The sequence below is a fragment of the Vibrio sp. 070316B genome (genome assembly GCF_013114115.1).
In the GTDB taxonomy this organism is placed as follows: Bacteria; Pseudomonadota; Gammaproteobacteria; order Enterobacterales; family Vibrionaceae; genus Vibrio; species Vibrio chagasii_B.
In genome coordinates, this window is the sequence record NZ_VTYC01000049.1 from 1 (window position 1) to 24488 (window position 24488).

A 24488-nucleotide genomic window follows, 5' to 3' on the forward strand; every position below is an offset into this window, starting at 1 on the left:
AGATAAAGCTAATCAAGCGAATGGGATATGGGTATCGAGATACAGACTACTTCTTCTTGAAGATAAAAGCGGCTTTCCCCGGAAAGCCGCGATGAACCTTTTTTTTGGCTTGTAGATTAGATAACGGAGAAATGGGTAATAATGGATAGGTTACCCATTTACCAGAGCGCCTGTTAGCTGCAGCAGCGCCCTTTTTCAACGTTAGCTGAGTCTAACGCTGCCAGAATTGAACAATGGCTAGCATCGTCGTCTATATGGCCACAACACGCATCGTTAATCTTTTTAAGCGCGGTGCGAATCTTGGTTAATTCAGTAATCTTCTCATCGATCATCTCCAACTTGGCAGTAGTGATGGACTTCACTTCGGCACAACTATGTTGTGTTGCTTCTAGGCGAATCTCGAGCAATTCTTTAATCTCATCTAAACTCAGCCCCAACTCTTTGGATTTGAGGATAAAGGTCACCTGTTTTTGGTTATTTTCATCATATAGGCGATAACCCGATTCACTACGGCTCGCTGGTGCAATCAAATTATTTTTTTCGTAGAAGCGCAAGGTATCGGCTGTCACACCGCATCGTTTCGCTAATTCACCGATCTGAAACATGTTTTTCCCTATTCCTTCATCCATTTCACAATTAACCTTATCGTTACTTTTTAGGCTGAAATGGCACTTTTCATAATTATTTTTGGGATGCCAAACGATTGCGCGAGCTTTTTTGTAATAAATTAGTTAGAATCTGCGCCATCAAATTTGGAGTTGGTTATCTTATAGCTTAATCGTAAGACTAACCTCAAAGGTCTTTACCAAAACTGGCCAATATTTTATCTCTTACTGGAATCTAAAATAATCCACGTTGAGAAGATAGAAACAAGTTCTTTTTTGGCAAATATCTTTATTTTAACCCCATGAATTTGAGGAAGATGGAAGCATGAATAACGCTCGCCCAATTCGCCGCGCTCTAATCAGCGTATCAGACAAAACTGGTATCGTTGAATTTGCACAAGCTCTTGCTAACCGTGGTGTAGATATCCTATCTACCGGTGGCACTGCTCGCCTGCTTGCTGAAAAAGGCATCTCTGTTACAGAAGTATCTGACTACACTGGTTTCCCAGAAATGATGGACGGCCGTGTTAAGACTCTGCATCCAAAAGTTCATGGTGGTGTTCTAGGCCGCCGCGGCCAAGACGATGACGTGATGGAAACTCACGGTATCAACCCTATCGATATGGTTGTTGTAAACCTATACCCATTCGCAGAAACCGTTGCTAAAGAAGGTTGTACGCTTGCTGATGCCGTTGAGAACATCGACATCGGTGGTCCAACAATGGTTCGCTCTGCAGCGAAAAACCACAAAGACGTAACTATCGTTGTTAACGCTCACGACTACGACCGCGTTATCGCTGAAATGGACGCGAACGAGAAGTCTCTAACACTAGAAACGCGCTTCGACCTAGCTATCGCAGCTTTTGAGCACACAGCTTCTTACGACGGCATGATCGCAAACTACTTCGGCACTATGGTTCCATCTTACGGTGAGAACAAGGAAGGTGATGAACCTTCTCCTGAAAACAAGAGCAAGTTCCCTCGCACGTTCAACCAACAGTTCGAGAAAAAACAAGACATGCGCTACGGTGAGAACAGCCACCAAGCGGCAGCATTCTACGTTGAAGTAAACCCTGAAGAAGCGTCTGTTTCTACTGCTCGCCAAATCCAAGGTAAAGCACTTTCTTACAACAACATCGCTGACACTGATGCAGCACTTGAGTGTGTGAAAGAATTCGACGAGCCTGCATGTGTGATCGTTAAGCACGCTAACCCATGTGGTGTAGCACTAGGTGGAGACATCCTAGAAGCTTACGACCGTGCATTCAAAACAGACCCAACGTCTGCATTTGGTGGCATCATCGCATTCAACCGTGAACTAGACGCAGCAACAGCAACGGCTATCACTGAGCGCCAATTCGTTGAAGTTATCATTGCTCCTTCTGTTTCTGCTGAAGCAGTAGAAATCGTAGCGGCTAAGAAAAACCTTCGCTTACTTGAGTGTGGTGAGTGGACAACTAAGACGACTGGCTTTGACGTGAAACGCGTTAACGGCGGCCTACTGGTTCAAGACCGCGACCAAGGCATGGTGTCTGAAGATGACCTTAAAGTGGTTTCTAAGCGTCAACCAACCGCTGAAGAGCTAAAAGATGCCCTATTCTGCTGGAAAGTAGCGAAGTACGTGAAATCTAACGCGATCGTTTACTCGAAAGGTGACATGACTATCGGTGTGGGCGCTGGCCAAATGAGCCGTGTTTACTCTGCGAAAATCGCAGGCATCAAAGCTGCAGACGAAGGTCTACAGGTTGAAGGTTGTGTGATGGCATCAGATGCATTCTTCCCATTCCGTGACGGTATCGACGCGGCGGCAGAAGCGGGCATCAAATGTGTTATCCAACCAGGCGGCTCTATGCGTGATGACGAAGTTATCGCAGCAGCAGACGAGCACGGCATGGCGATGATCTTTACGGGCATGCGTCACTTCCGCCACTAATTTCCTCTTCGTATTTGGCACTGTGGCGTCGTTAGCTGCTTTCGCCCACCCCGGTCACATAGCGAGCTATGCTCCCGGGGGTGGGCTCAATTGCTGCCTCGCCACATCACCAACTACTTTGAGCAAAACTTATAATTTTGTTTTTTAAATATTCCGATATTTGAAATACGTAGAGCAAGTCAGTGACTTTAGTTCAAGGAAAACACGCGGAGCTTATGACTATAAGTGAGCATGTTTGACACAGAAATAAAGATTCTGAAGCAGCTATAAGGATTTTAAAACATGAATGTATTGATTATTGGTGCTGGCGGTCGTGAGCATGCACTTGGTTGGAAAGCAGCACAAAACCCAAACGTTGAAACAGTATTCATCGCTCCAGGTAACGCAGGTACTGCACTTGAGCCAAAACTTGAAAACGTAAACATCGGCGTTGAAGACATCGCTGGTTTAGTGGCGTTTGCTCAAGAGAAAAAAATCGAACTGACTATCGTTGGCCCTGAAGCGCCATTGGTTATTGGTGTGGTTGACGCGTTCCGCGAAGTAGGTCTGCCTATCTTTGGTCCAACTCAAGCGGCAGCACAGCTGGAAGGCTCTAAAGCATTCACTAAAGACTTCCTAGCTCGTCACGACATCCCAACAGGTTCTTACGCGAACTTCACTGAGATTGAGCCAGCTATCGCTTACGTTCGTGAGCAAGGTGCACCAATCGTAGTTAAAGCTGACGGCCTTGCGGCTGGTAAAGGCGTTATCGTTGCGATGACTCTGGAAGAAGCAGAAGACGCAATCAAAGATATGCTAGCAGGCAACGCATTTGGCGAAGCAGGCAGCCGCGTGGTTATCGAAGAGTTCCTTGAAGGCGAAGAAGCAAGCTTCATCGTGATGGTTGACGGCTCTAGCGTTCTACCTATGGCCACCAGCCAAGACCACAAACGTGTTGGCGACAAAGACACTGGCCCTAACACGGGCGGCATGGGTGCTTATTCTCCGGCTCCTGTAGTAACGCCAGAGATCCACAACCGTATCCTTGAAGAAGTTATCTACCCAACGGTACGTGGCATGGATGCAGAAGGCGCACCTTACACTGGTTTCCTTTACGCTGGCCTAATGATCGATGCTGACGGCACTCCGAAAGTTATCGAATACAACTGCCGCTTCGGCGATCCAGAAACGCAACCTATCATGATGCGCATGGAGTCAGACCTTGTTGAGCTTTGCCTAATGGCTATCGACGAGAAACTAGACCAAGCTGAGTCTAAGTGGGATCCACGCGCTTCAATTGGTGTTGTTCTTGCAGCTGGCGGCTACCCTGCTGACTACGCAAAAGGTGACGTAATTTCACTACCAACAAGCGAAGTTGAAGGCCAAAAGGTTTTCCACGCAGGAACTGCAAATAACGAAGCTGGCGACGTGGTGACAAACGGTGGTCGTGTACTTTGTGCAACAGCACTGGGTAACACAGTTTCTGAAGCTCAGGAGCGCGCATACGCGTTAACGAAGCAAGTGAGCTGGAATGGTATGTTCCACCGCAATGACATTGGTTACCGTGCGATTGCGCGCGAGCAAGAGCAGTAATCAAAATTGTCACTCGCTTACTATCCAATAACAGTGAGCAAATGACAGCAAGCGAAGAACAGAAAAAGGCGCCTTAGTGGGCGCCTTTTTTATTGTCCTACGTACACATGTACAGACTAAAGAGCATTTGGCCTACAGTAGACCAAATGCTCTTAATGATTTATTCGCTGCTCTTCAGCAATGATGGTCTTACGACACAATCGTGGCTTTCTTCCGCTAACATCAATAGCTCTTCTACAGTGATTTTTCCGAGTGAATCACTACCAAGAAACGCAGCATAGCTTTCTACTGACGCTAAGCGATTAATCACAAAGTTTGGTAAGGCTTGGTTAATGTCGATACTTGAAAACTCTTTACCCGAGCAAGTTTCGAAAGATTGACCATTCCAATAGCCTTGAATCAACTTGAAGCCTTCGTCATTCTGCTTAGCCGTGGTATCTAAGGTCTGTGAGGCTTCATTCTTGTAAGTTTCAAGCTGCTTAGCGCGGATTGGTAGGATTTTACCGTCAATACGGTACTGCTGATACACAGCTTCGCCTGATTTGTTGAAACGTACATGAACCCGAAATGGAGCCAGTTCACTTGATGCGTTGCGCTGCTCACCTTCACGAATAAATTCACGAAGCACACCATCCGACCATGCATAGTCAGTTTGATACCAGCCATAATCACCCATAGTGACGTAGTCTGCTGAAGTATGAGGTTGTGTGAGCTTGTTAGTCACCCAGTAGAAACTTGTCGCGTCGCCCATGACTTGGCCGCCGGTGTAGGTTTCAAATTGCTCTAGGTTTTTGCGAGGGCTTGTTGAAGAACAGCCAATAAGAAATGTAGATAACAGTGAAACGAGAAGAAATGCTTTTTTCATAAAAACCTGTACCGAGGTGGAATACGACTACCTCGGTACAGTTTAGATTATTTCACTGAATCTTTCAGCGCTTTACCTGCAACAAATGCTGGAACGTTTGCAGCAGCGATTTGGATCTCATCACCAGTTTTTGGGTTACGACCAGTGCGAGCTGCACGGTGGTTTACTTTAAAAGTACCAAAACCAATTAGCTGAACTTGATCGCCATCTTTAAGAGCATCTGTTACACCACCAAGAGTCGCTTCTAGAGCAGCTTTAGCTTGTGCTTTAGAAAGGTCCGCTTTTTCAGCAATAAAGTCGATTAATTGAGTCTTGTTCATTTTAGGTTTCCCTTCTTTGTATTTTTGAATTCAATTCACTCTAAAACATAAATGCCCCATCTGGCAAAGGTTTGTCGTCGATCTTTGACTCTAATGCCGTAGTTTTAGCCATAATATGAGTAATAACTCACAATTTGTTACTGATTTATTTAAGCAAGCCCTTGTTTAAAAGGGGCTGAGCGCAAAATTAATGATGACCTAGCCACTACTTTTTCTCTATAATCCACGCTGAATCGCTGATAAAGCGTACAATTTAATTTAAGGGCAAACATGCTGCTGCTAACTATTTACGTCTCCATCGCCATTGGAGTTTCTTTCATTTGTTCTGTTTTGGAAGCTGTACTTTTGAGTATTAGTCCGAGCTACATCGCTCAACTAAAACAAAATGGGCATCCTGCAGCAGAGTCATTAGACAAACTGAAAACAGACATCGACCGCCCACTGGCGTCAATTTTAACGCTTAACACCATCGCGCATACAATCGGTGCTGCGACAGCAGGTGCACAAGCGGCGGTGGTTTTTGGTAGCCAATGGCTAGGTGTATTCTCTGCCGTGTTAACTCTAGGTATTTTGGTACTGTCTGAGATTGTTCCAAAAACCATTGGTGCAACTTACTGGCGTCAACTTGCGCCAGCATCGGCGAGCGTGCTTCGTTGGATGGTGTTCTTCCTAACACCGTTTGTTTGGTTCTCTGAGCAGATCACTAAGCGCCTAGCTCGTGGTCACGAAGCACCAAAAATGCGTGATGAATTGTCTGCGATGGCGATTTTGGCAAAAGAGAGTGGTGAATTTGCAGAAGGCGAATCGAAAATCCTAAGCAACCTACTTGGCATTCAAGATGTACCTGTGACGCAAGTAATGACACCGCGACCAGTAGTATTCCGTGTCGATGCTGAGATGAGTATCAATCAGTTCCTAGCGGATCATAAAGATACGCCATTCTCACGTCCGTTGGTTTACAGCGAGCAGAGTGACAACATCATCGGTTTTGTGCACCGCTTAGAGCTGTTTAGGCTTCAACAAGCTGGCAGCGGAGAGAAATCTCTAGGTGATGTGATGCGCCCTATTCATGTATTACTGAATAACTTGCCGTTACCAAAAGCGTTTGACCAAATGATGGCTCAACGTTTACAGCTATCTCTCGTGGTTGATGAGTACGGCACAATCCAAGGCATCATTACCCTAGAAGATATCTTTGAACACCTTGTTGGCGAAGAGATCGTTGACGAAGCGGATAAGACGACCGACATGCAGGAACTGGCATTTCAGCGTTGGGAAAAGTGGAAAGAGACCCACGGTGTGATCGAAAACCGCGACGAAGAAGACGAGCTAGAGCAAGAAGCTACAGCAGAAGACGATAACTCAGATTCCAAACCAGCGGATGAAGAGCAAACGTCAAAAGCAGATAAAAAAGACGCTTAATCGTAATTTGCTATCAATAGATACAACAAAGGCTCCCAAGGGAGCCTTTGTTTTTATTCGTATTTGGTGCGATGTTGAATTACAGAGCAACACCAATGTTACTAACGGGTTCTTCACGCAGTTCATGACGTAGGTCTTTAATCAACTCGATGTCACGCTCCGTCGTTTCACGCAATGGTCGGAAGATAGCCCACTGAACGTCCCACTCTTCACATACCGCTTCGTTTTCTTTCTGGTTTTCGTTAGTCACTTCTTCAGCACCTTGAGCAAACTCAAGCTCAGCAACCGTCTTCACCGACTGTTGGCTTACTTTAATCACAGCTTCAAACATGTGCTCGCGGTCAAGCAGGCCATGAACAAGCGTTGCCAAACCTTGGCAAGCGTCCATTGCAGGGTAAACACCATAGAAGTCAAAATCGTCTGCGCTAGGGAAAAGCTCTTCAACTTTCTCTAATTGGCGTTCAAAGTTCACCTTTGCCGTTTTTACCGTTAGGATTTCCCAAATGCTATCCAAAACATCACGATAGATGCGAGCTTCGGCAAATTCTGTATTCTCACAAAACATGGCATAGTTAGGGTACATACGCTCACACAGACACGCCATAAAGGTAATTTGTTGCCAAGGTTCTAACTTTTCAAGACGAACCTGCAGTGGATTCTGAAGCATAGTCACTCAATAATTGCAGAAAAAGACAGCGAAAGTGTACTTGATAAACTCTGGGGGGAAAAGGTAAGCCGATGAACAATTTTACGAATAAGCTCTATATTATGACTGAGCATGACGATACCTATACGCAACTGATTCTAAACCGGGATTTACCCGACCTAGAAATCACTCAAAACCCCGAGTTAGCTGAGATTGTATTAGCGTCGCCTCCCCTGATAGCCGAGCGTCTTAATGAGTTTAAAACGCTTGAGTGGGTACAAAGCACCTACGCTGGCATCAATAAGCTCACTCAACCAGAACTTCGTCAGGATTACACGCTAACCAATGTAAAAGGTATCTTCGGCCCAGCTATCGCGGAGTACGTTTTGGGTTACGCAATCAGCCATTTTAGACACTTCCGTCACTACCACCAGCAACAACAGCAACGAAACTGGCAGCCTCAGCTTTATTCTAGCCTAACTGACAAAACTATGGTGATTTTAGGCACAGGGTCTATCGGCAGCCATTTAGAAAAAACCGCTGCGGCGTTTGGCATTCATACCATTGGTGTCAACCGTACTGGTATCCCATCGAAGCAAGAAACCTTTAAAGACACTTTCCATATCAATGAACTGGAGGCAGCTCTCAAGCAAGCGGACATTGTGGTCAACACCTTGCCTTCGACCGCTGAAACCTACCAACTGCTCAACCAAACGACCCTTGGTTATTGTTCTAACGTGCTGCTATTTAATGTTGGCAGAGGCGAAGGCATCGACAACAAAGCGCTGTTGCTGGCGATTAAAAACCGTTGGGTTGAGCATGCATTTCTTGATGTGTTTGAAAGCGAGCCCCTTTCGCAAGATCACCCTTTCTGGAAGCTACCACAAGTCACCATTACGCCACATATCGCTGCACTCAGTGAACCGAGACAAGTGGTAGAGATCTTTGCTGAGAATTACCAACAGTGGCGAGATGGCTTTACCCTAAACCATGTCATTGATTTTAATAAAGGCTACTGATGTCCTCTTCACTACTTAAAGAGATACGACAATGCACTGCGTGTGAGCCTCACCTCTCACACGGTGCCAACCCTGTCATTCAAGCACACCCAAACGCGCGCTTGTTAATCATTGGTCAAGCGCCGGGTATCAAGGTGCATGAGTCATACATCCCATGGAATGATGCCAGTGGGGAAAGATTAAGAGAGTGGCTAGGGATAGGCAGCGATACCTTTTATGACGAACAAAAGGTCGCGATTGTACCTATGGGGTTCTGCTACCCAGGTAAAGGAAAGAGTGGCGATCTACCACCGCGCAAAGAGTGCGCAGAGCTCTGGCATAAGAAAGTATTGCAGTCACTGCCCAATATTCAAATGACACTTTTGATTGGTCAGTATGCGCAAAACTATTACTTGAAGCAAAGAACCACCAATACGCTGACAGAGACCGTCAAAAACTGGCAGGTTTGGGCACCAGAGTTTTTACCACTTCCCCACCCTTCACCACGCAATAATATCTGGCTCAAGAAGAACCCATGGTTTGAAAGTGAGGTTATTCCTTACATCCGCAAACACATCTCAGAGCATTTGGCCTACTATGATCTAAATGCCTAATGAACTGCACACAACCGAAATTAAACGAGTATAGAATTACCAATCTGAAGGCAATAAAAAAAGCGCTGCTGGTTACCCAGCAGCGCTTTCAATTATCTTACTCAGAATTACTTATGGTAAGGCTTAGACAGTTCGTGAACAGCGTCAACGAACACACCAGCGTTTTCTGGCGGCACATCTAAGTGAATACCGTGGCCTAGGTTAAATACGTGGCCAGTACCCGCATTACCAAAGCCTTCAAGGATAGTCGATACTTCTTCACGGATACGCTCTGGAGAAGCATAAAGCATTGAAGGATCCATGTTACCTTGCAGAGCAACCTTATCACCCACACGCTTAACTGCGTCTTGGATGTTGATAGTCCAGTCTAGGCCAACTGCATCACAGCCCGTTGCTGCGATCTGCTCTAGCCACATGCCACCGTTCTTAGTGAATAGTGTTACTGGTACACGACGACCATCGTTTTCACGGATCAGACCGTCAACGATTTTGTGCATGTATTGCAGTGAGAATAGGTTGTAATCACGAGGAGTCAGTACACCACCCCATGTATCAAATACCATCACCGATTGAGCACCCGCTTTGATTTGCGCGTTTAGGTATTCGATGACACTGTCAGCCAGCTTATCTAGAAGTAGGTGCAGCGTTTGTGGCTCTGCGTACATCATCTTCTTGATCTTAGTGAACGCTTTAGAGCTGCCACCTTCAACCATGTAAGTCGCTAGAGTCCATGGGCTACCAGAGAAACCAATCAGTGGCACTTCGCCTTTTAGATCTTTACGGATCTGGCGTACTGCGTTCATTACGTATTGAAGCTCACCTTCTGGATCTGGCAGGCCAATTTTTTCTACGTCAGCTTTACACGTGATAGGACGCTCAAACTTAGGACCTTCACCTGTTTCAAAGTACAAACCTAGGCCCATAGCATCAGGGATCGTTAGGATGTCAGAGAACAAGATTGCCGCATCAAGCGGGAAACGACGTAAAGGTTGAAGGGTTACTTCTGATGCAAGTTCCGCGTTTTTGCACAAAGACATGAAATCGCCTGCTTCAGCACGCGTTGCTTTGTACTCTGGAAGATAGCGGCCAGCTTGGCGCATCATCCATACCGGTGTGTAATCAACAGGCTGCTTTAAAAGTGCGCGTAAATAGCGATCGTTCTTTAATTCGGTCATTCCGTTAAATTCCAATTCAATCTTGTCTAGTTTTGATAGCAAGTATTCTAACACTGATTGAGGGGTAAAAGCTGTGTGCTTTGCAACCTAGATCAAGTTATTAACTTTTAAATCAATGCTTAATTTGCACCCAATTAAGGGAGCATGTTAAAAATTTGTTCGCTAGCGAAAATTACAATTATAACACCTGAGTAGTCACTACTCAGCATCTCATAACGACATCTTACTTACCCCCTCCACTTGTGGAGGGTTTTTTTTAGCTTTTGACCACCCATAGGCCAAATACTACTGTAGGCAATTTAGTGCTCCAATGCTTGTTCAGCTGCGCCTGCTTTAATCACGTCATCAACCGTTTTCTCTATCAGTTGTCTAGCAATGGTGCCCACTGGCGCCACATCTGGCAGAGTCGTCACGTCAAACCATTGCGCGTCAGATAGCTCGCTATAATCTGGCTTGAGCGTACCACCAGCATAGTCAGCAAGAAAACCCATCATCATACTCGACGGGAATGCCCAAGGTTGACTGCCAAAGTAGCGAACATTCCCTACATCAATCCCCGTTTCTTCTTTCACTTCGCGTGCTACGCACTGTTCTAAGGTCTCTCCGACCTCTAGAAAGCCCGCTATAACGGTATACATGCCCGTTTTATGTCTTGGGTGCTGCGCGAGTAATATCTTGTTGTCGTTTCGTACAGCGACAATGATGCATGGGAAAATGCGCGGGTAATGCAGAGTACGACAGTCTCCACACTGCATCGCCACTTGATTGTGGTTTAGGTGATTGCGACCACCACACTGCGGGCAGAAACGCATGCTCTGGGTCATATGGCCATATTGGATGGCTTTACTTGCAGTAAGAAAACTCGATTCAGGCCAGTGTAATAACTCTCTTAGATTGACCATCGTCAGCTCACGCTCAACATCACAGTCGTTCAACCAATACACTTTGCGACCTTGATACTGACCAATGCAGATTGCGTGCTCAACACTGAGCCCCAGTTCATCAGCGGAGCCGAAAGGAAACTGGTCATTATCAACCCAAATATCACTACCGGAAACGACGCACCAATAAGCTTGCTCTGTCATTTTCTTATCACTTTTTTTTAACATCCCTATGCCTCATTGCTTGCAGTTCGTTCATTTTACTGGCAATCTAATTTCATACTAGAGTTGTGGCAGAGAATATTTCAAGCTATTACTTTTAGTAGATATCGATAAACGGACCCTGCTTAGGCAATTTCAATGATCACAAGGTTGTGATCAGATCATGAGGACATGGTCATGCTAAATAAATTTAAACAAATACAAGAACAATGGGGTGGCTCAAGCGAGGTCATCGATCATTGGCTCGAAACTCGACAAGCTCTCATCGTCGAATATTGCAAGCTAGGTGCCTTGCAGCCAGCTAGCAACGGGCAATCAAACGTTGTTGAACTCCCTTCTCCTAAAGAAATAAGCTCATTCTGCGATCATGTTGTCGATTATATCTCAGAAGGCCATTTTAAGATCTACGATATGGTCATGAAGAAATGGCAAGCAACAGGCTTTAAAACCAATGACGAGATTGATACAACTTACGCGAAGATCGTACTCACAACCGAGCCGCTTCTAGAGTTCAATGATAAGTACGTTAAAGTAAGTGCAAACGATGAGTTGCCTAGCTTCGAAGGAGATATGTCGAAAGTAGGTGAACTACTCGAAGTGCGTTTTGAAGTAGAAGATAATCTTATCCAGCTTATTGCAGACAGCTTAGCGATTCCACCAGGCGCTTAGTTAACTGAACCCTTAAGAAGCTTGCCTCTGTGCAAGCTTTTTGTTTTGCCCATAATTCCCCTACCCACTCAACTTTGTTGAAGTCTAAGTACCACCAGCAAACCACCAATGCTTATGATTCACCGGCTAGCATCAGTAAAAGCAGGCCTAAACCCATACACCAATAACCCAAACGCCAGATACAAAAAAGGCACCCGAAGGTGCCTTTTTGTTATCTCTTAGAGATTACTCTTCTGAAGAGAAACCTGCATTTAGAAGTGCTGCAAGGTTGTCAGTAGCTTGTTCAGCTGATGGACCTTCCTGCTCTTCTTCACGCTTAGCTTGACGCTCTTGGTGGTATGCGAAACCAGTACCAGCTGGAATCAGACGACCAACAATTACGTTCTCTTTCAGACCGCGAAGGTCATCACGCTTACCAGAAACCGCAGCTTCTGTTAGTACGCGAGTCGTTTCTTGGAACGATGCAGCTGAGATGAATGACTCAGTTGCAAGAGACGCTTTAGTAATACCTAGTAGATCACGTTCGAAACGTACTAGTTCTTTACCTTCAGCTTCTAGCTTACGGTTAGCAATCTTCACGTTGTGGTACTCAACTTGTTCGCCAGGTAGGAACTGAGAGTCACCAGAATGTGTGATTGTACACTTACGTAGCATTTGACGAACGATAGTCTCAATGTGCTTATCGTTAATCTTAACGCCTTGTAAGCGGTAAACTTCTTGAACTTCGTTCGCGATGTACTGAGTTACTGCGTGGATACCACGTAGACGCAGGATATCGTGTGGAGTTTCAGGACCGTCGGCGATTACATCACCACGTTCAATCTTCTCACCTTCGAACACGTTCAATTGACGATGCTTAGGAATCATCTCTTCGTAAGTGTCACCACCTTCACGAGTGATTACTAGACGACGCTTACCTTTCGTTTCTTTACCGAAAGACACAGTACCTGTGTGCTCAGCAAGGATCGCAGGCTCTTTTGGCTTACGAGCTTCGAATAGGTCGGCTACGCGTGGTAGACCACCGGTGATATCTTTGTTACCGCCAGATTTCTGAGGGATACGAGATAGTGTGTCACCAATGCCAACTTCAGCGCCATCTTCAATGTTTACAATCGCTTTACCAGGTAGGAAGTAGTGAGCTGGCATTTCAGTACCAGGGATCATTACATCGTTACCTTGCTCGTCAACAAGTTTGATCGCTGGACGCATATCTTTACCTGCTGCTGGACGAGCCGCTGCGTCTGTAACTTCAGAAGAAGAAAGACCAGTTAGATCATCCGTTTGACGAGAAACAGTTACGCCATCGATCATATCAACGAACTGGATGCGACCTGCCACTTCAGTGATGATTGGCATAGTGTGCGCTTCCCAGTTAGCAACAACTTCGCCAGCTTCTACTGCGTCGTTGTCCGCTTTGCTCAGTACAGAACCGTAAGGAAGTTTGTGCTTCTCTTTAGTACGACCGAACTCATCAATAATCGTCATCTCAGATGCACGAGAAGTGATAACTAGCTTCTTGTCTTTGTTGATTACGAACTTAGCGTTGTGAAGTTTCACAGTACCAGTTGTCTTAGCTTGGATGCTGTTCTCTGCTGCTGCAGTAGATGCCGCACCACCGATGTGGAACGTACGCATCGTTAGCTGTGTACCCGGTTCACCGATAGATTGTGCAGCGATAACACCAACTGCTTCACCTTGGTTCACTAGGTGACCACGTGCTAGGTCACGACCGTAACACTGTGCACAACAACCGAAGTCTGCATCACAGGTAACAACAGAACGCACTTTCATGCTATCTACAGAGTTGTCTTCCATGATCTGACACCACTTCTCATCAATCAGAGTATTACGTGGGATCAGTACATCTTCAGTACCAGGCTTAAGAACGTCTTCAGCTACTACACGACCTAGAGCAAGCTCAGAAAGTGCAACTTTAACGTCACCACCTTCAATGTGAGGCATCATGTCGATACCTTCGTGCGTGCCACAGTCATGTTCGTGTACTACAACGTCTTGAGCAACGTCTACTAGACGACGAGTTAGGTAACCCGAGTTCGCTGTTTTCAGTGCCGTATCCGCAAGACCCTTACGAGCACCGTGCGTTGAGATAAAGTACTGAAGGACGTTTAGACCTTCTTTAAAGTTCGCTGTGATCGGCGTTTCGATGATTGAACCATCTGGACGCGCCATCAGACCACGCATACCTGCTAGCTGACGAATCTGAGCTGCAGAACCACGTGCGCCCGAGTCGGCCATCATGTAGATGCTGTTGAACGATTCTTGCTGTTCTTCTTCGCCGTCACGGTTGATAACTGTTTCAGAAGATAGGTTATCCATCATCGCTTTCGCAACGCGGTCATTCGTAGATGCCCAGATATCGATAACTTTGTTGTAACGCTCACCCGCAGTAACAAGACCAGATTGGAATTGCTCTTGGATTTCGCGAACTTCTTCTTCAGCAGATTCAATTTCATCGTATTTCGCTTGAGGTACAACCATATCGTCGATACCTACAGAAACACCTGAAAGTGCAGCGTATGCAAAACCTGCGTACATGATTTGGTCAGCGAATACTACTGTGTCCTTAAGACCAAGCTTACGGTACGCTTCGTTAAGTAGGTTAGAAATTTGCTTCTTACCTAGCTTTTGGTTAACGATGCTGTACGGTAGGCCAGCTGGAACGATTTGCCATAGCATTGCACGACCAACTGTTGTGTCAACCAGCTTCGTTTCAGTAGTGCTGTTACCATCTTCGTCTACAACGGTCTCAGTGATACGAACTTTAACGCGAGCGTGAAGCTCAGCAGTCTTAGTACGGTATGCCTTCTCAGCCTCTTCAGGGCCAGCAAGGTACATACCTTCGCCTTTCACGTTGATCTTTTCACGAGTCATGTAGTAAAGACCCAATACAACGTCCTGAGAAGGTACGATGATCGGATCACCTGACGCTGGCGACAGAATGTTGTTTGTCGACATCATCAGTGTACGTGCTTCAAGCTGTGCTTCTAGAGTTAGAGGCACGTGTACCGCCATTTGGTCACCATCGAAGTCGGCGTTGTATGCCGCACACACTAGTGGGTGAAGCTGAATCGCTTTACCTTCGATTAGTACTGGTTCAAACGCTTGGATACCTAGACGGTGAAGTGTAGGTGCACGGTTAAGCAGTACTGGGTGTTCGCGGATAACTTCGTCTAGGATATCCCAAACGATAGCTTCTTCGCGCTCTACCATCTTCTTAGCAGCTTTGATTGTCGTAGCCATGCCACGAGTTTCTAGCTTGCTGTAGATGAACGGCTTAAATAGCTCAAGTGCCATCTTCTTAGGAAGACCACACTGATGTAGACGAAGGTATGGACCTACTGTGATTACAGAACGGCCAGAGTAGTCTACACGTTTACCTAGAAGGTTCTGACGGAAACGACCTTGTTTACCCTTGATCATATCAGCAAGAGATTTCAGAGGACGCTTGTTCGAACCTGTGATTGCACGACCACGACGACCGTTATCTAGAAGTGCATCAACAGACTCTTGCAGCATACGCTTTTCGTTACGTACGATGATGTCCGGAGCAGCTAGCTCTAGAAGACGCTTCAAACGGTTGTTACGGTTGATCACACGACGGTAAAGGTCGTTCAGATCTGAAGTCGCAAAACGACCGCCGTCTAGTGGTACTAGAGGACGTAGATCTGGCGGAAGAACCGGAAGTACAGTCAGAATCATCCATTGCGGATCGTTACCCGATGCAATGAACGCTTCAACTAGCTTCAAGCGCTTAGTGATCTTCTTACGCTTAGTTTCAGAGTTAGTTGTTTCCAACTCTTCGCGCATTTCTTCCACTTCTTGATGAAGGTCCATTGTTGCAAGCAGATCTTTGATCGCTTCTGCACCCATCTTAGCAGTGAATTCATCACCCCACTCTTCTAGGCGATCTAGATACTCTTCTTCAGTAAGCATCTGAGATTTTTCTAGATCAGTCATACCTGGTTCAGTTACTACGTACATTTCGAAGTAAAGAACACGTTCGATATCACGTAGAGGGATATCCATTAGTAGACCGATACGAGACGGTAGCGATTTTAGGAACCAGATGTGAGCAACTGGTGAAGCAAGCTCGATGTGGCCCATACGGTCACGACGAACTTTAGTTTGTGTAACTTCTACGCCACACTTCTCACAGATAACACCACGGTGTTTCAGACGCTTGTATTTACCACAAAGACATTCGTAGTCTTTAACTGGACCAAAAATACGCGCACAGAACAGACCATCGCGTTCAGGTTTGAACGTACGATAGTTGATCGTTTCAGGTTTTTTAACTTCACCGAAAGACCATGAACGGATCATGTCTGGTGAAGATAGACCGATTTTGATTGCATCAAATTCTTCGGTCTTATGCTGCGCTTTTAGAAAGTTTAATAAGTCTTTCACAATCAGCTCCTGTAAGGAGTTAAAAGGGGCTCACCCGCAAAAGTGAGCACCTTCAACCAAATAATCTCTTTTCTCTAGAAAGAAAGAAGGGATTACTCTTCGTCTTCTAGCTCGATGTTGATACCTAGCGAGCGAATCTCTTTCAACAGTACGTTGAACGATTCTGGCATGCCAGGTTCCATGCTGTGGTTGCCATCTACGATGTTCTTGTACATCTTAGTACGGCCGTTAACGTCATCCGACTTAACTGTTAGCATTTCTTGAAGCGTGTAAGCAGCACCGTATGCTTCTAGTGCCCATACTTCCATCTCACCGAAACGCTGGCCACCGAACTGAGCTTTACCACCAAGTGGTTGCTGAGTTACTAGGCTGTACGAACCAGTAGAACGAGCGTGCATCTTGTCATCAACAAGGTGGTTCAGTTTCAGCATGTACATGTAACCTACAGTTACAGGACGCTCAAACGAGTCACCAGTACGACCATCAAACAGTTTAAGCTGACCAGATTCTGGCAGATCACCCAGTTTAAGTAGTTCTTTGATTAACGCTTCAGAAGCACCATCGAACACAGGAGTAGCAATCGGTAGACCGCCACGTAGGTTCTTGATCAGTGTACGAACTTGATCATCAGACAGTTCAGCAATATCAACTTTCTGACGAGTATCACCAAGATCATAAACCTTCTGTAGGAACTCACGGAACTTATGAAGTTCTTGTTGTTCCTTAACCATTTGGTTGATCTTGTCACCGATACCTTTCGCTGCCAGACCTAAGTGTACTTCTAGGATCTGACCGATGTTCATACGCGATGGTACACCCAGTGGGTTAAGTACGATGTCTACAGGCTGACCTTTCTCATCGTATGGCATGTCTTCAACAGGGTTAATCTTAGAGATTACACCTTTGTTACCGTGACGACCCGCCATCTTATCACCAGGCTGGATACGACGTTTAACCGCTAGGTAAACTTTAACAATCTTAAGAACGCCAGGCGCTAGATCATCACCTTGAGTGATCTTACGACGCTTAGTTTCAAACTTCTTATCGAAGTCTGCTTTTAGCTCATCCCACTGCTCAGCAAGTTGCTCAAGCTGTGTTTGTAGCGCATCGTCTTCTAGAACTTGCTCTAGCCATTGCTTACGACCGATCGTATCAAGCTTAGCTTCAGAGTAACCACCAGACAGAAGTACAGCTTTAACACGGTTAAGAAGGCCACCCTCAAGAATTTGGAACTCTTCAGTTAGGTCTTTCTTCGCTTCTTTAAGCTGCATCTGTTCGATTTCAAGTGCACGCTTGTCTTTCTCTACGCCATCGCGAGTGAAGACTTGTACATCGATGATAGTACCCGAAACAGAGTTTGGTACACGTAGAGAAGTATCTTTAACATCAGATGCTTTCTCACCGAAGATTGCACGCAGTAGCTTCTCTTCAGGAGTCAGTTGAGTTTCACCTTTAGGTGTTACTTTACCAACTAGGATGTCGCCACCCTTAACTTCAGCACCAATGTAAACGATACCTGACTCGTCTAGTTTAGACAGAGCAGACTCACCTACGTTTGGAATATCAGCTGTGATCTCTTCAGAGCCCAGCTTAGTATCACGAGCCACACAAGATAGTTCTTGGATGTGGATTGTCGTGAAACGGTCTTCTTGAACTACGCGCTCAGATACTAAGATCGAGTCTTCGAAGTTGTAACCGTTCCAAGGCATGAACGCGATACGCATGTTTTGACCAAGTGCTAGCTCACCAAGGTCTGTTGAAGGACCGTCAGCTAGTACGTCGCCACGTGATACAGGTTCACCTGGAAGCACGGTAGGACGTTGGTTGATACATGTGTTCTGGTTTGAACGCGTGTACTTAGTTAGGTTGTAGATGTCGATACCAGCTTCGCCAGGTACTAGTTCATCTTCGTTAACCTTAACTACGATACGAGAAGCGTCCACAGACTGAATCATACCGCCACGTTTAGCAACCGCCGTAACACCAGAGTCAACTGCGATGTTACGTTCGATACCAGTACCTACTAGAGGCTTATCAGCCTTAAGTGTTGGTACCGCTTGACGTTGCATGTTCGCACCCATCAATGCACGGTTCGCATCATCGTGTTCTAGGAACGGGATAAGCGATGCAGCGATAGATACTACTTGGTTTGTCGCAACGTCCATGTAGTCAACGTGGTCGCGAGGGTGAAGACCAGATTCACCTTTTTGACGAGCAGTGATTAGCTCATCTGCGAACGTACCTTCTTCAGTAAGAACGGTGTTCGCCTGCGCGATTACAAATTGACCTTCTTGGATTGCAGACAGGTAATCAACTTCGTCTGTTACTACGCCATCTACTACACGACGGTACGGAGTTTCTAGGAAACCGTAATCGTTACAACGTGCAAATGCAGACAGTGAGTTAATTAGACCGATGTTTGGACCTTCAGGCGTTTCGATCGGACATAGACGACCGTAGTGAGTTACGTGAACGTCACGTACTTCGAAGCCTGCGCGCTCACGAGTAAGACCACCAGGACCTAAAGCAGAGATACGACGCTTGTGCGTAACTTCTGACAATGGGTTGTTTTGGTCCATGAACTGTGAAAGCTGTGAAGAGCCAAAGAATTCTTTAACTGCAGCAGAGATAGGCTTAGCGTTGATTAGATCTTGAGGCATGATTGCATCAAGGTCACCAAGGCTTAGACGCTCTTTAACGGCACGTTCTACACGAACTAGACCAACACGGAATTGGTTTTCTGCCATTTCACCTACAGAACGGATACGACGGTTGCCAAGGTGGTCGATATCGTCCACTTCGCCTTTACCGTTACGGATGCCGATCAGTTTCTTCATCACTTCGATGATGTCTGATTCATCCAGAGTACCGCGCTCTTCTTCTTCTTCACGCTCGATAGAGCTGTTGAACTTCATACGGCCTACAGTTGATAGATCGTAGCGTTCTTCTGAGAAGAATAGGCTTTCGAATAGAGACTCTGCAGCTTCTTTCGTTGGTGGCTCGCCAGGACGCATCATGCGGTAGATTTCTACCAATGCAGAGATGCGATCTACTGTGCTATCTGCACGTAGAGTGTCTGACATGAATGGACCATGGTCTAGGTCATTCGTGAACAGTACTTCTAGAGCTTTGTGACCTGCTTGAGATAGGTTAGCAAGTGCCTCTAGGCTGATCTCTTGGTTCGCGCCAACGATGATCTCGCCAGTTGCTTCGTTGATGTAATCTTTAGATGCAACTTTACCAACGATGTACTCTACAGGTACTTCGATGTGCTCAACGCCATCTTTCTCAAGTTGACGGATGTGGCGAGCAGTAACACGACGACCAGTCTCAACGTAAACTTTACCGTTTGCTTCGATGTCGAATGACGCAGTTTCACCACGTAGACGATCAGGAACCAACTCCATAAGAAGAGTTTGGTCTTTCACTTCGAAGTTCACCTTGTCGAAGAACAGATCTAGGATCTCTTCAGTTGACTTACCTAGTGCACGAAGGATGATTGAAGCTGGTAGCTTACGACGACGGTCGATACGTACGAATAAGTTATCCTTAGGATCGAACTCAAAGTCTAACCATGAGCCACGGTAAGGAATTACACGTGCGTTATAAAGAACTTTACCAGATGAGTGGGTCTTACCCTTATCACTGTCGAAGAACACGCCTGGGCTTCGGTGCAGCTGGGATACGATAACCCTCTCGGTACCATTAATTACGAAAGTACCATTGTCTGTCATAAGCGGAATTTCGCCCATGTAGACTTCTTGTTCTTTAATGTCTTTTACAGTACCTGCTGGCGCATCTCGATCAAAGATAACTAGACGTAGTTTAACGCGTAGTGGCTTTGAGTAAGTTACACCACGGATTTGACATTCTTTAACATCAAAAACTGGCTCACCAAGACGGTAGCTAACGTATTGCAGCTCAGAATTGCCGTTGTAGCTCTGAATTGGGAATACAGAACGAAAAGCAGCCTCAAGACCGTATTGACCTTCTGGATCCTGTTCGATGAATTTATCGAAAGAATCAAGCTGGATCGATAACAGGTATGGAATGTCCAAAACTTGTGGACGAGTACCAAAGTCCTTACGGATGCGCTTTTTCTCGGTATAAGAGTAAACCATGGGGTTCCTCAGCTCGCTGATAAGTGACCCAAACTACCCAAAACACTCCTCAGAGGGGGTAGTGACTAACAGCTGTTTAATGTAGTGAACAATCATATCGAAAACATGACTGTTTTTTTGCTCGGGTTATGACGCTTAAACAGCGGAAAATTCGTCATAGCCCTACAGCGCAAAAAGGCCGGTGGTTAAATAACCACCAGCCATTAGCCTTGCGGCTAAGAAATTAAGTAATAATTACTTAACTTCAACAGAAGCGCCAGCTTCTTCTAGCTGTGCTTTAAGAGCTTCAGCTTCAGCTTTGTCAACGCCTTCTTTTAGAGGTGCTGGAGCTGAGTCTACAAGACCTTTAGCTTCTTTAAGACCTAGGCCAGTTGCGCCACGTACAGCTTTGATAACTTGTACTTTGTTAGAACCAGCAGAAGTTAGGATAACGTCGAATTCAGTTTGCTCAGCAGCAGCGTCGCCGCCAGCAGCGCCACCAGCTACAACTGCAGCAGCAGCTGATACGCCGAATTTCTCTTCCATAGCTTCGATAAGCTCAACAACTTGCATTACAGACATTTCTGCAACTGCGTCTAGGATTTGCTCGTTAGTAATAGACATAACAATTCTCTTTTAAGTCAACAATAAGTTTAATTTGCAACCAGTGAAAAGCAAGGCTTAAGCCGCTGCTTCTTCTTTTTGGTCACGTAGTGCAGCGATAGTACGAACCAGCTTGCCAGCAGAAGCTTCTTTCATGCACATCATTAGGCGTGCGATAGCTTCGTCGTAAGTTGGTAGTGTCGCTAGTACTTCAGCATCAGTAACTGCGCCTTCAAATGCAGCAGCTTTGATCTCGAAATCTTTGTTCTCTTTAGCGAAGTCTTTGAAAAGACGCGCTGCAGCACCTGGGTGCTCGTTAGAGAACGCGATCAGAGTTGGACCAGTGAAAGTGTCAGTTAGACACTCGTAGTCTGTACCCTGAACCGCACGGCGTGCTAGTGTGTTACGAACAACTTTCATGTAAACACCCGCTTCGCGAGCTTGTTTACGTAGAGAAGTCATTGCGCCAACTTCAACGCCACGAGAATCAGCTACAACTGCAGAAAGTGCACCATTAGCTGCTTCGTTGACTTCAGCAACAATTGCTTTTTTGTCTTGAAGATTTAAAGCCATTTGGATTAACCTCTGGTTGTGATTACAGCACCCATTACAGTGTGTAATGAGCGTTTACGATGCTAATAAATATGAATCACTTCATTTAAATTAGGCACCGCCTACGTAGGTTTTATTAAGCTGTAGCTCCGAAAAGTACAGCGCCTACGGTCTTGGGATAGATAATTTGAATTGCTTCAAATCACCCAACCACAAATATTAGGCGCAGAAGTATACACTAAATCTGCGCCTAAGCAAATTAGTTTGCTTGAGTGTTCAGGCTAGCCTGATCAACAGCAACACCAGCACCCATAGTAGTAGAGATGCTTACTTTCTTCAGGAAAGTACCTTTCGCTGAAGAAGGCTTAGCTTTCTTAAGAGCAACTAGAAGAGCTTCTAGGTTCTCTTGAAGCTGGTTAGCTTCGAAAGATGCTTTGCCGATAGTAGTGTGGATGATGCCGTTCTTGTCGTTACGGTAACGAACCTGACCAGCTTTAGCGTTCTTAACCGCTTCAGCAACGTTAGGAGTTACAGTACCAACTTTAGGGTTTGGCATAAGGCCGCGTGGACCTAGGATAGTACCTAGTTGACCAACAACACGCATTGCATCTGGAGATGCAACAACAACGTCGAAGTTCATTTCGCCTTTCTTCACTTGCTCAGCAAGATCTTCCATACCAACAACATCTGCGCCAGCTGCTTTAGCTGCTTCTGCGTTTGCACCTTGAGTGAACACAGCAACGCGGATTTCACGGCCAGTACCGTGAGGTAGCACAGTTGCGCCACGAACGTTTTGGTCAGATTTACGAGCATCGATGCCTAGGTTAACAGCAACGTCTACAGACTCAACGAATTTAGCAGTCGCTAGTTCTTTAAGAAGTGCAACAGCTTCGTTGATTTCGTATTCTTTAGTCGCGTCAACTTTGTCGCGGATTACGCGCATACGCTTAGTAAGTTTTGCCATCTTATTAACCCTCTACCACTAGGCCCATTGAACGAGCAGTACCAGCGATTGAACGCTTCATTGCTTCGATGTCAGCACCAGTCATATCAGCAGCTTTAGTTTCTGCGATTTCTTGGATTTGAGCGTCAGTTACAGTACCCACTTTTTCAGTGTTTGGACGACCTGAACCAGACTTAACGCCAGCAGCTTTCTTAAGAAGAACAGCAGCAGGTGGAGTCTTAGTTACGAACGTGAAAGAACGGTCGTTGTATACAGTAATAACTACTGGAGTCGGTAGACCTTTCTCAACAGATTCTGTTTTTGCGTTGAACGCTTTACAGAATTCCATGATGTTAACACCGTGTTGACCTAGAGCAGGACCAACCGGTGGCGACGGGTTTGCCATACCAGCTGCAACTTGCAGTTTGATATAAGCTTCAACTTTCTTAGCCATGATATTTCCTAATATTTGGGTACATGCGCTAGCCGTAAGGCAAGCTCCCCATAAATTCAATTAACGCTTTTTACTTCCATAGAAGCAAAAAGGCGCGAAATTATAATCATAATTCGCGCCTTTAACAACCCTAAAAAGGTGATTTTTTATACTCTTTTATTTTGAACAAGTTGCTAATAAGTTATCCACAACTTAGTTCAATTAATCGAGTCTTAGTCCAGTTTTTCAACCTGACCAAATTCAAGCTCAACCGGTGTTGCACGACCAAAGATCGATACAGATACCTTAATGCGGCTCTTCTCGTAATCTACTTCTTCAACAGTACCGTTGAAGTCAGCAAATGGACCATCGTTAACACGAACCACTTCACCTGCTTCGAACATAGTCTTAGGACGTGGAGCTTCGCTCGCTTTCTCTAGACGGTTCAAGATAGCATCAGCTTCTTTATCAGTGATTGGTGCTGGACGATCAGAGGTACCACCAATGAAGCCCATAACACGCGGAATGCTGCGTACTAAGTGCCATGATTCATCATTCATGATCATTTGAACTAATACGTAGCCAGGGAAGAATTTACGTTCACTTTTACGACGTTGTCCAGCACGCATTTCCACTACTTCTTCAGTAGGTACTAGCACATCGCCAAATAGTTCTTCCATGTTGTGCATTTTAATATGCTCGCGTAGCGATTGTGCAACACGACCTTCAAAACCAGAAAAGGCTTGAACTACATACCAACGTTTTTTTGGAGCTTCACTCATGAATCAGAACCCTCTACACCCCAGTCGCTAGAGAAACTAAACGGACCATAATGCCGTCAATTCCCCAAAGCACTAGAGACATAACAATACATACAGCTAAAACGATCAATGTAGTTTGCATAGTTTCTTGGCGAGTAGGCCAAACCACTTTACGAATCTCCATGCGAGATTCTTTTGCAAAATCGATCGCAGCTTTACCTTTAGTTGTTGTTGCTGCAACGCCTAGTGCGGCAGCAATCAGCACAACTACACCTGCAGCGCGAATTACAACAGACAATTCACCATACAGGTAATTACCCACAACAGCAGCGGCTAACAGTACAAAAGCGACTACCCACTTCATTGTATCTGCTGCACTTGAGCTATCAGGAGTTTCAGCGTTTGCTTTCATAAAACCAACCTGTGATAAGTCTTAAATATAGACGACAATAACCCCGCTGTTGCAGGGCACATTCCTTTGCGTTGCAGAACAACACATCTAACAGTCATTTTAGTCAAAAAGACTGTTTAATTCTTTACTAAGAGCTGAAATTGATGCCAATTCGTTCAACTCTTTTTTTAGCGCAGAAAAAGGGCATCAAATGATGCCCTTTTTACTAGTGGTTCGTCAAATCTTATGCAAAGATTTTAGCTACAACACCAGCACCTACAGTACGGCCACCTTCACGGATAGCGAAACGTAGGCCTTCGTCCATTGCGATTGGAGCGATTAGCTCAACAGTCAT

20 protein-coding genes and 2 pseudogenes are annotated in these 24488 nt (G+C 45.5%); 7 read left to right on the plus strand and 15 right to left on the minus strand.

Features of this window, described 5'->3' with window-relative positions:
* Positions 1–173: 173 nt before the first annotated feature.
* Positions 174–605: a Zn(2+)-responsive transcriptional regulator gene (gene zntR / locus F0251_RS23315; RefSeq protein ID WP_008219537.1), complete on the minus strand. Its 432-nt coding sequence runs from the start codon at positions 603–605 to the stop codon at positions 174–176.
* A gap of 22 nt (positions 606–627) precedes the next feature.
* Between zntR and F0251_RS24730 the strand changes: the two are divergent.
* The 3 genes and pseudogenes from F0251_RS24730 to purD form a co-directional block, all read left to right on the plus strand.
* Positions 628–751, plus strand: a pseudogene (locus F0251_RS24730) (phosphoribosylamine--glycine ligase); the annotation flags it as partial.
* A 179-nt stretch (positions 752–930) separates the two neighbouring features.
* Positions 931–2538, plus strand: a complete 1608-nt coding sequence (gene purH, locus F0251_RS23320) for a bifunctional phosphoribosylaminoimidazolecarboxamide formyltransferase/IMP cyclohydrolase (RefSeq protein ID WP_171731930.1) — start codon at positions 931–933, stop codon at positions 2536–2538.
* A 282-nt stretch (positions 2539–2820) separates the two neighbouring features.
* On the plus strand, positions 2821–4110 hold the full coding sequence (gene purD / locus F0251_RS23325) for a phosphoribosylamine--glycine ligase (RefSeq protein ID WP_116871566.1): 1290 nt from the start codon (positions 2821–2823) through the stop codon (positions 4108–4110).
* Positions 4111–4270: 160 nt separating this feature from the next.
* On the opposite strand, the gene F0251_RS23330 is transcribed toward purD, so the two are convergent.
* Together F0251_RS23330 and hupA are read right to left on the minus strand one after the other, a co-directional pair.
* Complete coding sequence (locus F0251_RS23330; RefSeq protein ID WP_171731931.1) at positions 4271–4975, minus strand: DUF1481 domain-containing protein; 705 nt, start codon at positions 4973–4975, stop codon at positions 4271–4273.
* Between the two features lie 47 nt (positions 4976–5022).
* The gene (gene hupA, locus F0251_RS23335; RefSeq protein WP_004729753.1) at positions 5023–5295 is read right to left on the minus strand and encodes a nucleoid-associated protein HU-alpha; all 273 of its coding nucleotides are present in this window, start codon (positions 5293–5295) and stop codon (positions 5023–5025) included.
* A 270-nt stretch (positions 5296–5565) separates the two neighbouring features.
* On the opposite strand from hupA, the gene F0251_RS23340 reads away from it, so the two are divergent.
* A complete protein-coding gene (locus F0251_RS23340; RefSeq protein WP_061033579.1) occupies positions 5566–6717 on the plus strand; it encodes a CNNM domain-containing protein in 1152 nt (383 codons plus the stop codon).
* 79 nt (positions 6718–6796) lie between these two features.
* Here the strand turns inward: F0251_RS23340 and F0251_RS23345 are convergent, their stop codons facing one another.
* Positions 6797–7384, minus strand: coding sequence for a YjaG family protein (locus tag F0251_RS23345; protein WP_061033578.1), 588 nt, complete (start codon positions 7382–7384; stop codon positions 6797–6799).
* Between the two features lie 71 nt (positions 7385–7455).
* On the opposite strand from F0251_RS23345, the gene F0251_RS23350 reads away from it, so the two are divergent.
* Together F0251_RS23350 and F0251_RS23355 are read left to right on the plus strand one after the other, a co-directional pair.
* A complete protein-coding gene (locus tag F0251_RS23350; RefSeq protein ID WP_171731932.1) occupies positions 7456–8382 on the plus strand; it encodes a D-2-hydroxyacid dehydrogenase in 927 nt (308 codons plus the stop codon).
* Complete coding sequence (locus F0251_RS23355; protein ID WP_105057677.1) at positions 8382–8975, plus strand: uracil-DNA glycosylase family protein; 594 nt, start codon at positions 8382–8384, stop codon at positions 8973–8975. Before F0251_RS23350 ends, F0251_RS23355 begins: the two co-directional genes overlap by 1 nt.
* A gap of 107 nt (positions 8976–9082) precedes the next feature.
* Here the strand turns inward: F0251_RS23355 and hemE are convergent, their stop codons facing one another.
* Both hemE and nudC read right to left on the minus strand, forming a co-directional pair.
* Positions 9083–10150 (minus strand): uroporphyrinogen decarboxylase, encoded by a 1068-nt coding sequence (gene hemE / locus F0251_RS23360; protein WP_105057678.1) that lies wholly within the window; start codon positions 10148–10150, stop codon positions 9083–9085.
* Positions 10151–10449: 299 nt separating this feature from the next.
* On the minus strand, positions 10450–11259 hold the full coding sequence (gene nudC / locus F0251_RS23365; protein ID WP_171731933.1) for an NAD(+) diphosphatase: 810 nt from the start codon (positions 11257–11259) through the stop codon (positions 10450–10452).
* A gap of 165 nt (positions 11260–11424) precedes the next feature.
* On the opposite strand from nudC, the gene rsd reads away from it, so the two are divergent.
* Entirely contained in the window at positions 11425–11922 is a 498-nt protein-coding gene (rsd, locus tag F0251_RS23370) for a sigma D regulator (protein ID WP_105057680.1), read from the plus strand.
* A gap of 225 nt (positions 11923–12147) precedes the next feature.
* Here rsd and rpoC read toward each other — a convergent pair whose 3' ends face one another.
* The 9 genes and pseudogenes from rpoC to F0251_RS23415 all read right to left on the minus strand — a co-directional run.
* Positions 12148–16350, minus strand: coding sequence for a DNA-directed RNA polymerase subunit beta' (gene rpoC, locus F0251_RS23375; RefSeq protein WP_061034323.1), 4203 nt, complete (start codon positions 16348–16350; stop codon positions 12148–12150).
* Between the two features lie 92 nt (positions 16351–16442).
* Positions 16443–20471, minus strand: a complete 4029-nt coding sequence (gene rpoB / locus F0251_RS23380; RefSeq protein ID WP_008224041.1) for a DNA-directed RNA polymerase subunit beta — start codon at positions 20469–20471, stop codon at positions 16443–16445.
* 234 nt (positions 20472–20705) lie between these two features.
* Positions 20706–21074 carry a 50S ribosomal protein L7/L12 gene (rplL, locus tag F0251_RS23385; RefSeq protein ID WP_061034324.1) on the minus strand — a complete coding sequence of 123 codons (369 nt, stop codon included), beginning with the start codon at positions 21072–21074 and terminating at the stop codon, positions 20706–20708.
* Positions 21075–21131: 57 nt separating this feature from the next.
* Complete coding sequence (gene rplJ / locus F0251_RS23390; protein WP_004737075.1) at positions 21132–21626, minus strand: 50S ribosomal protein L10; 495 nt, start codon at positions 21624–21626, stop codon at positions 21132–21134.
* A gap of 238 nt (positions 21627–21864) precedes the next feature.
* Positions 21865–22569: a 50S ribosomal protein L1 gene (gene rplA, locus F0251_RS23395; RefSeq protein ID WP_061034325.1), complete on the minus strand. Its 705-nt coding sequence runs from the start codon at positions 22567–22569 to the stop codon at positions 21865–21867.
* 4 nt (positions 22570–22573) lie between these two features.
* The gene (rplK, locus tag F0251_RS23400) at positions 22574–23002 is read right to left on the minus strand and encodes a 50S ribosomal protein L11 (protein WP_026084318.1); all 429 of its coding nucleotides are present in this window, start codon (positions 23000–23002) and stop codon (positions 22574–22576) included.
* A gap of 212 nt (positions 23003–23214) precedes the next feature.
* Positions 23215–23763 carry a transcription termination/antitermination protein NusG gene (gene nusG, locus F0251_RS23405; protein WP_032549909.1) on the minus strand — a complete coding sequence of 183 codons (549 nt, stop codon included), beginning with the start codon at positions 23761–23763 and terminating at the stop codon, positions 23215–23217.
* Positions 23764–23776: 13 nt separating this feature from the next.
* Positions 23777–24154 carry a preprotein translocase subunit SecE gene (secE, locus tag F0251_RS23410; protein ID WP_004737071.1) on the minus strand — a complete coding sequence of 126 codons (378 nt, stop codon included), beginning with the start codon at positions 24152–24154 and terminating at the stop codon, positions 23777–23779.
* 223 nt (positions 24155–24377) lie between these two features.
* A pseudogene (locus tag F0251_RS23415) lies at positions 24378–24488 on the minus strand (elongation factor Tu); the annotation flags it as partial.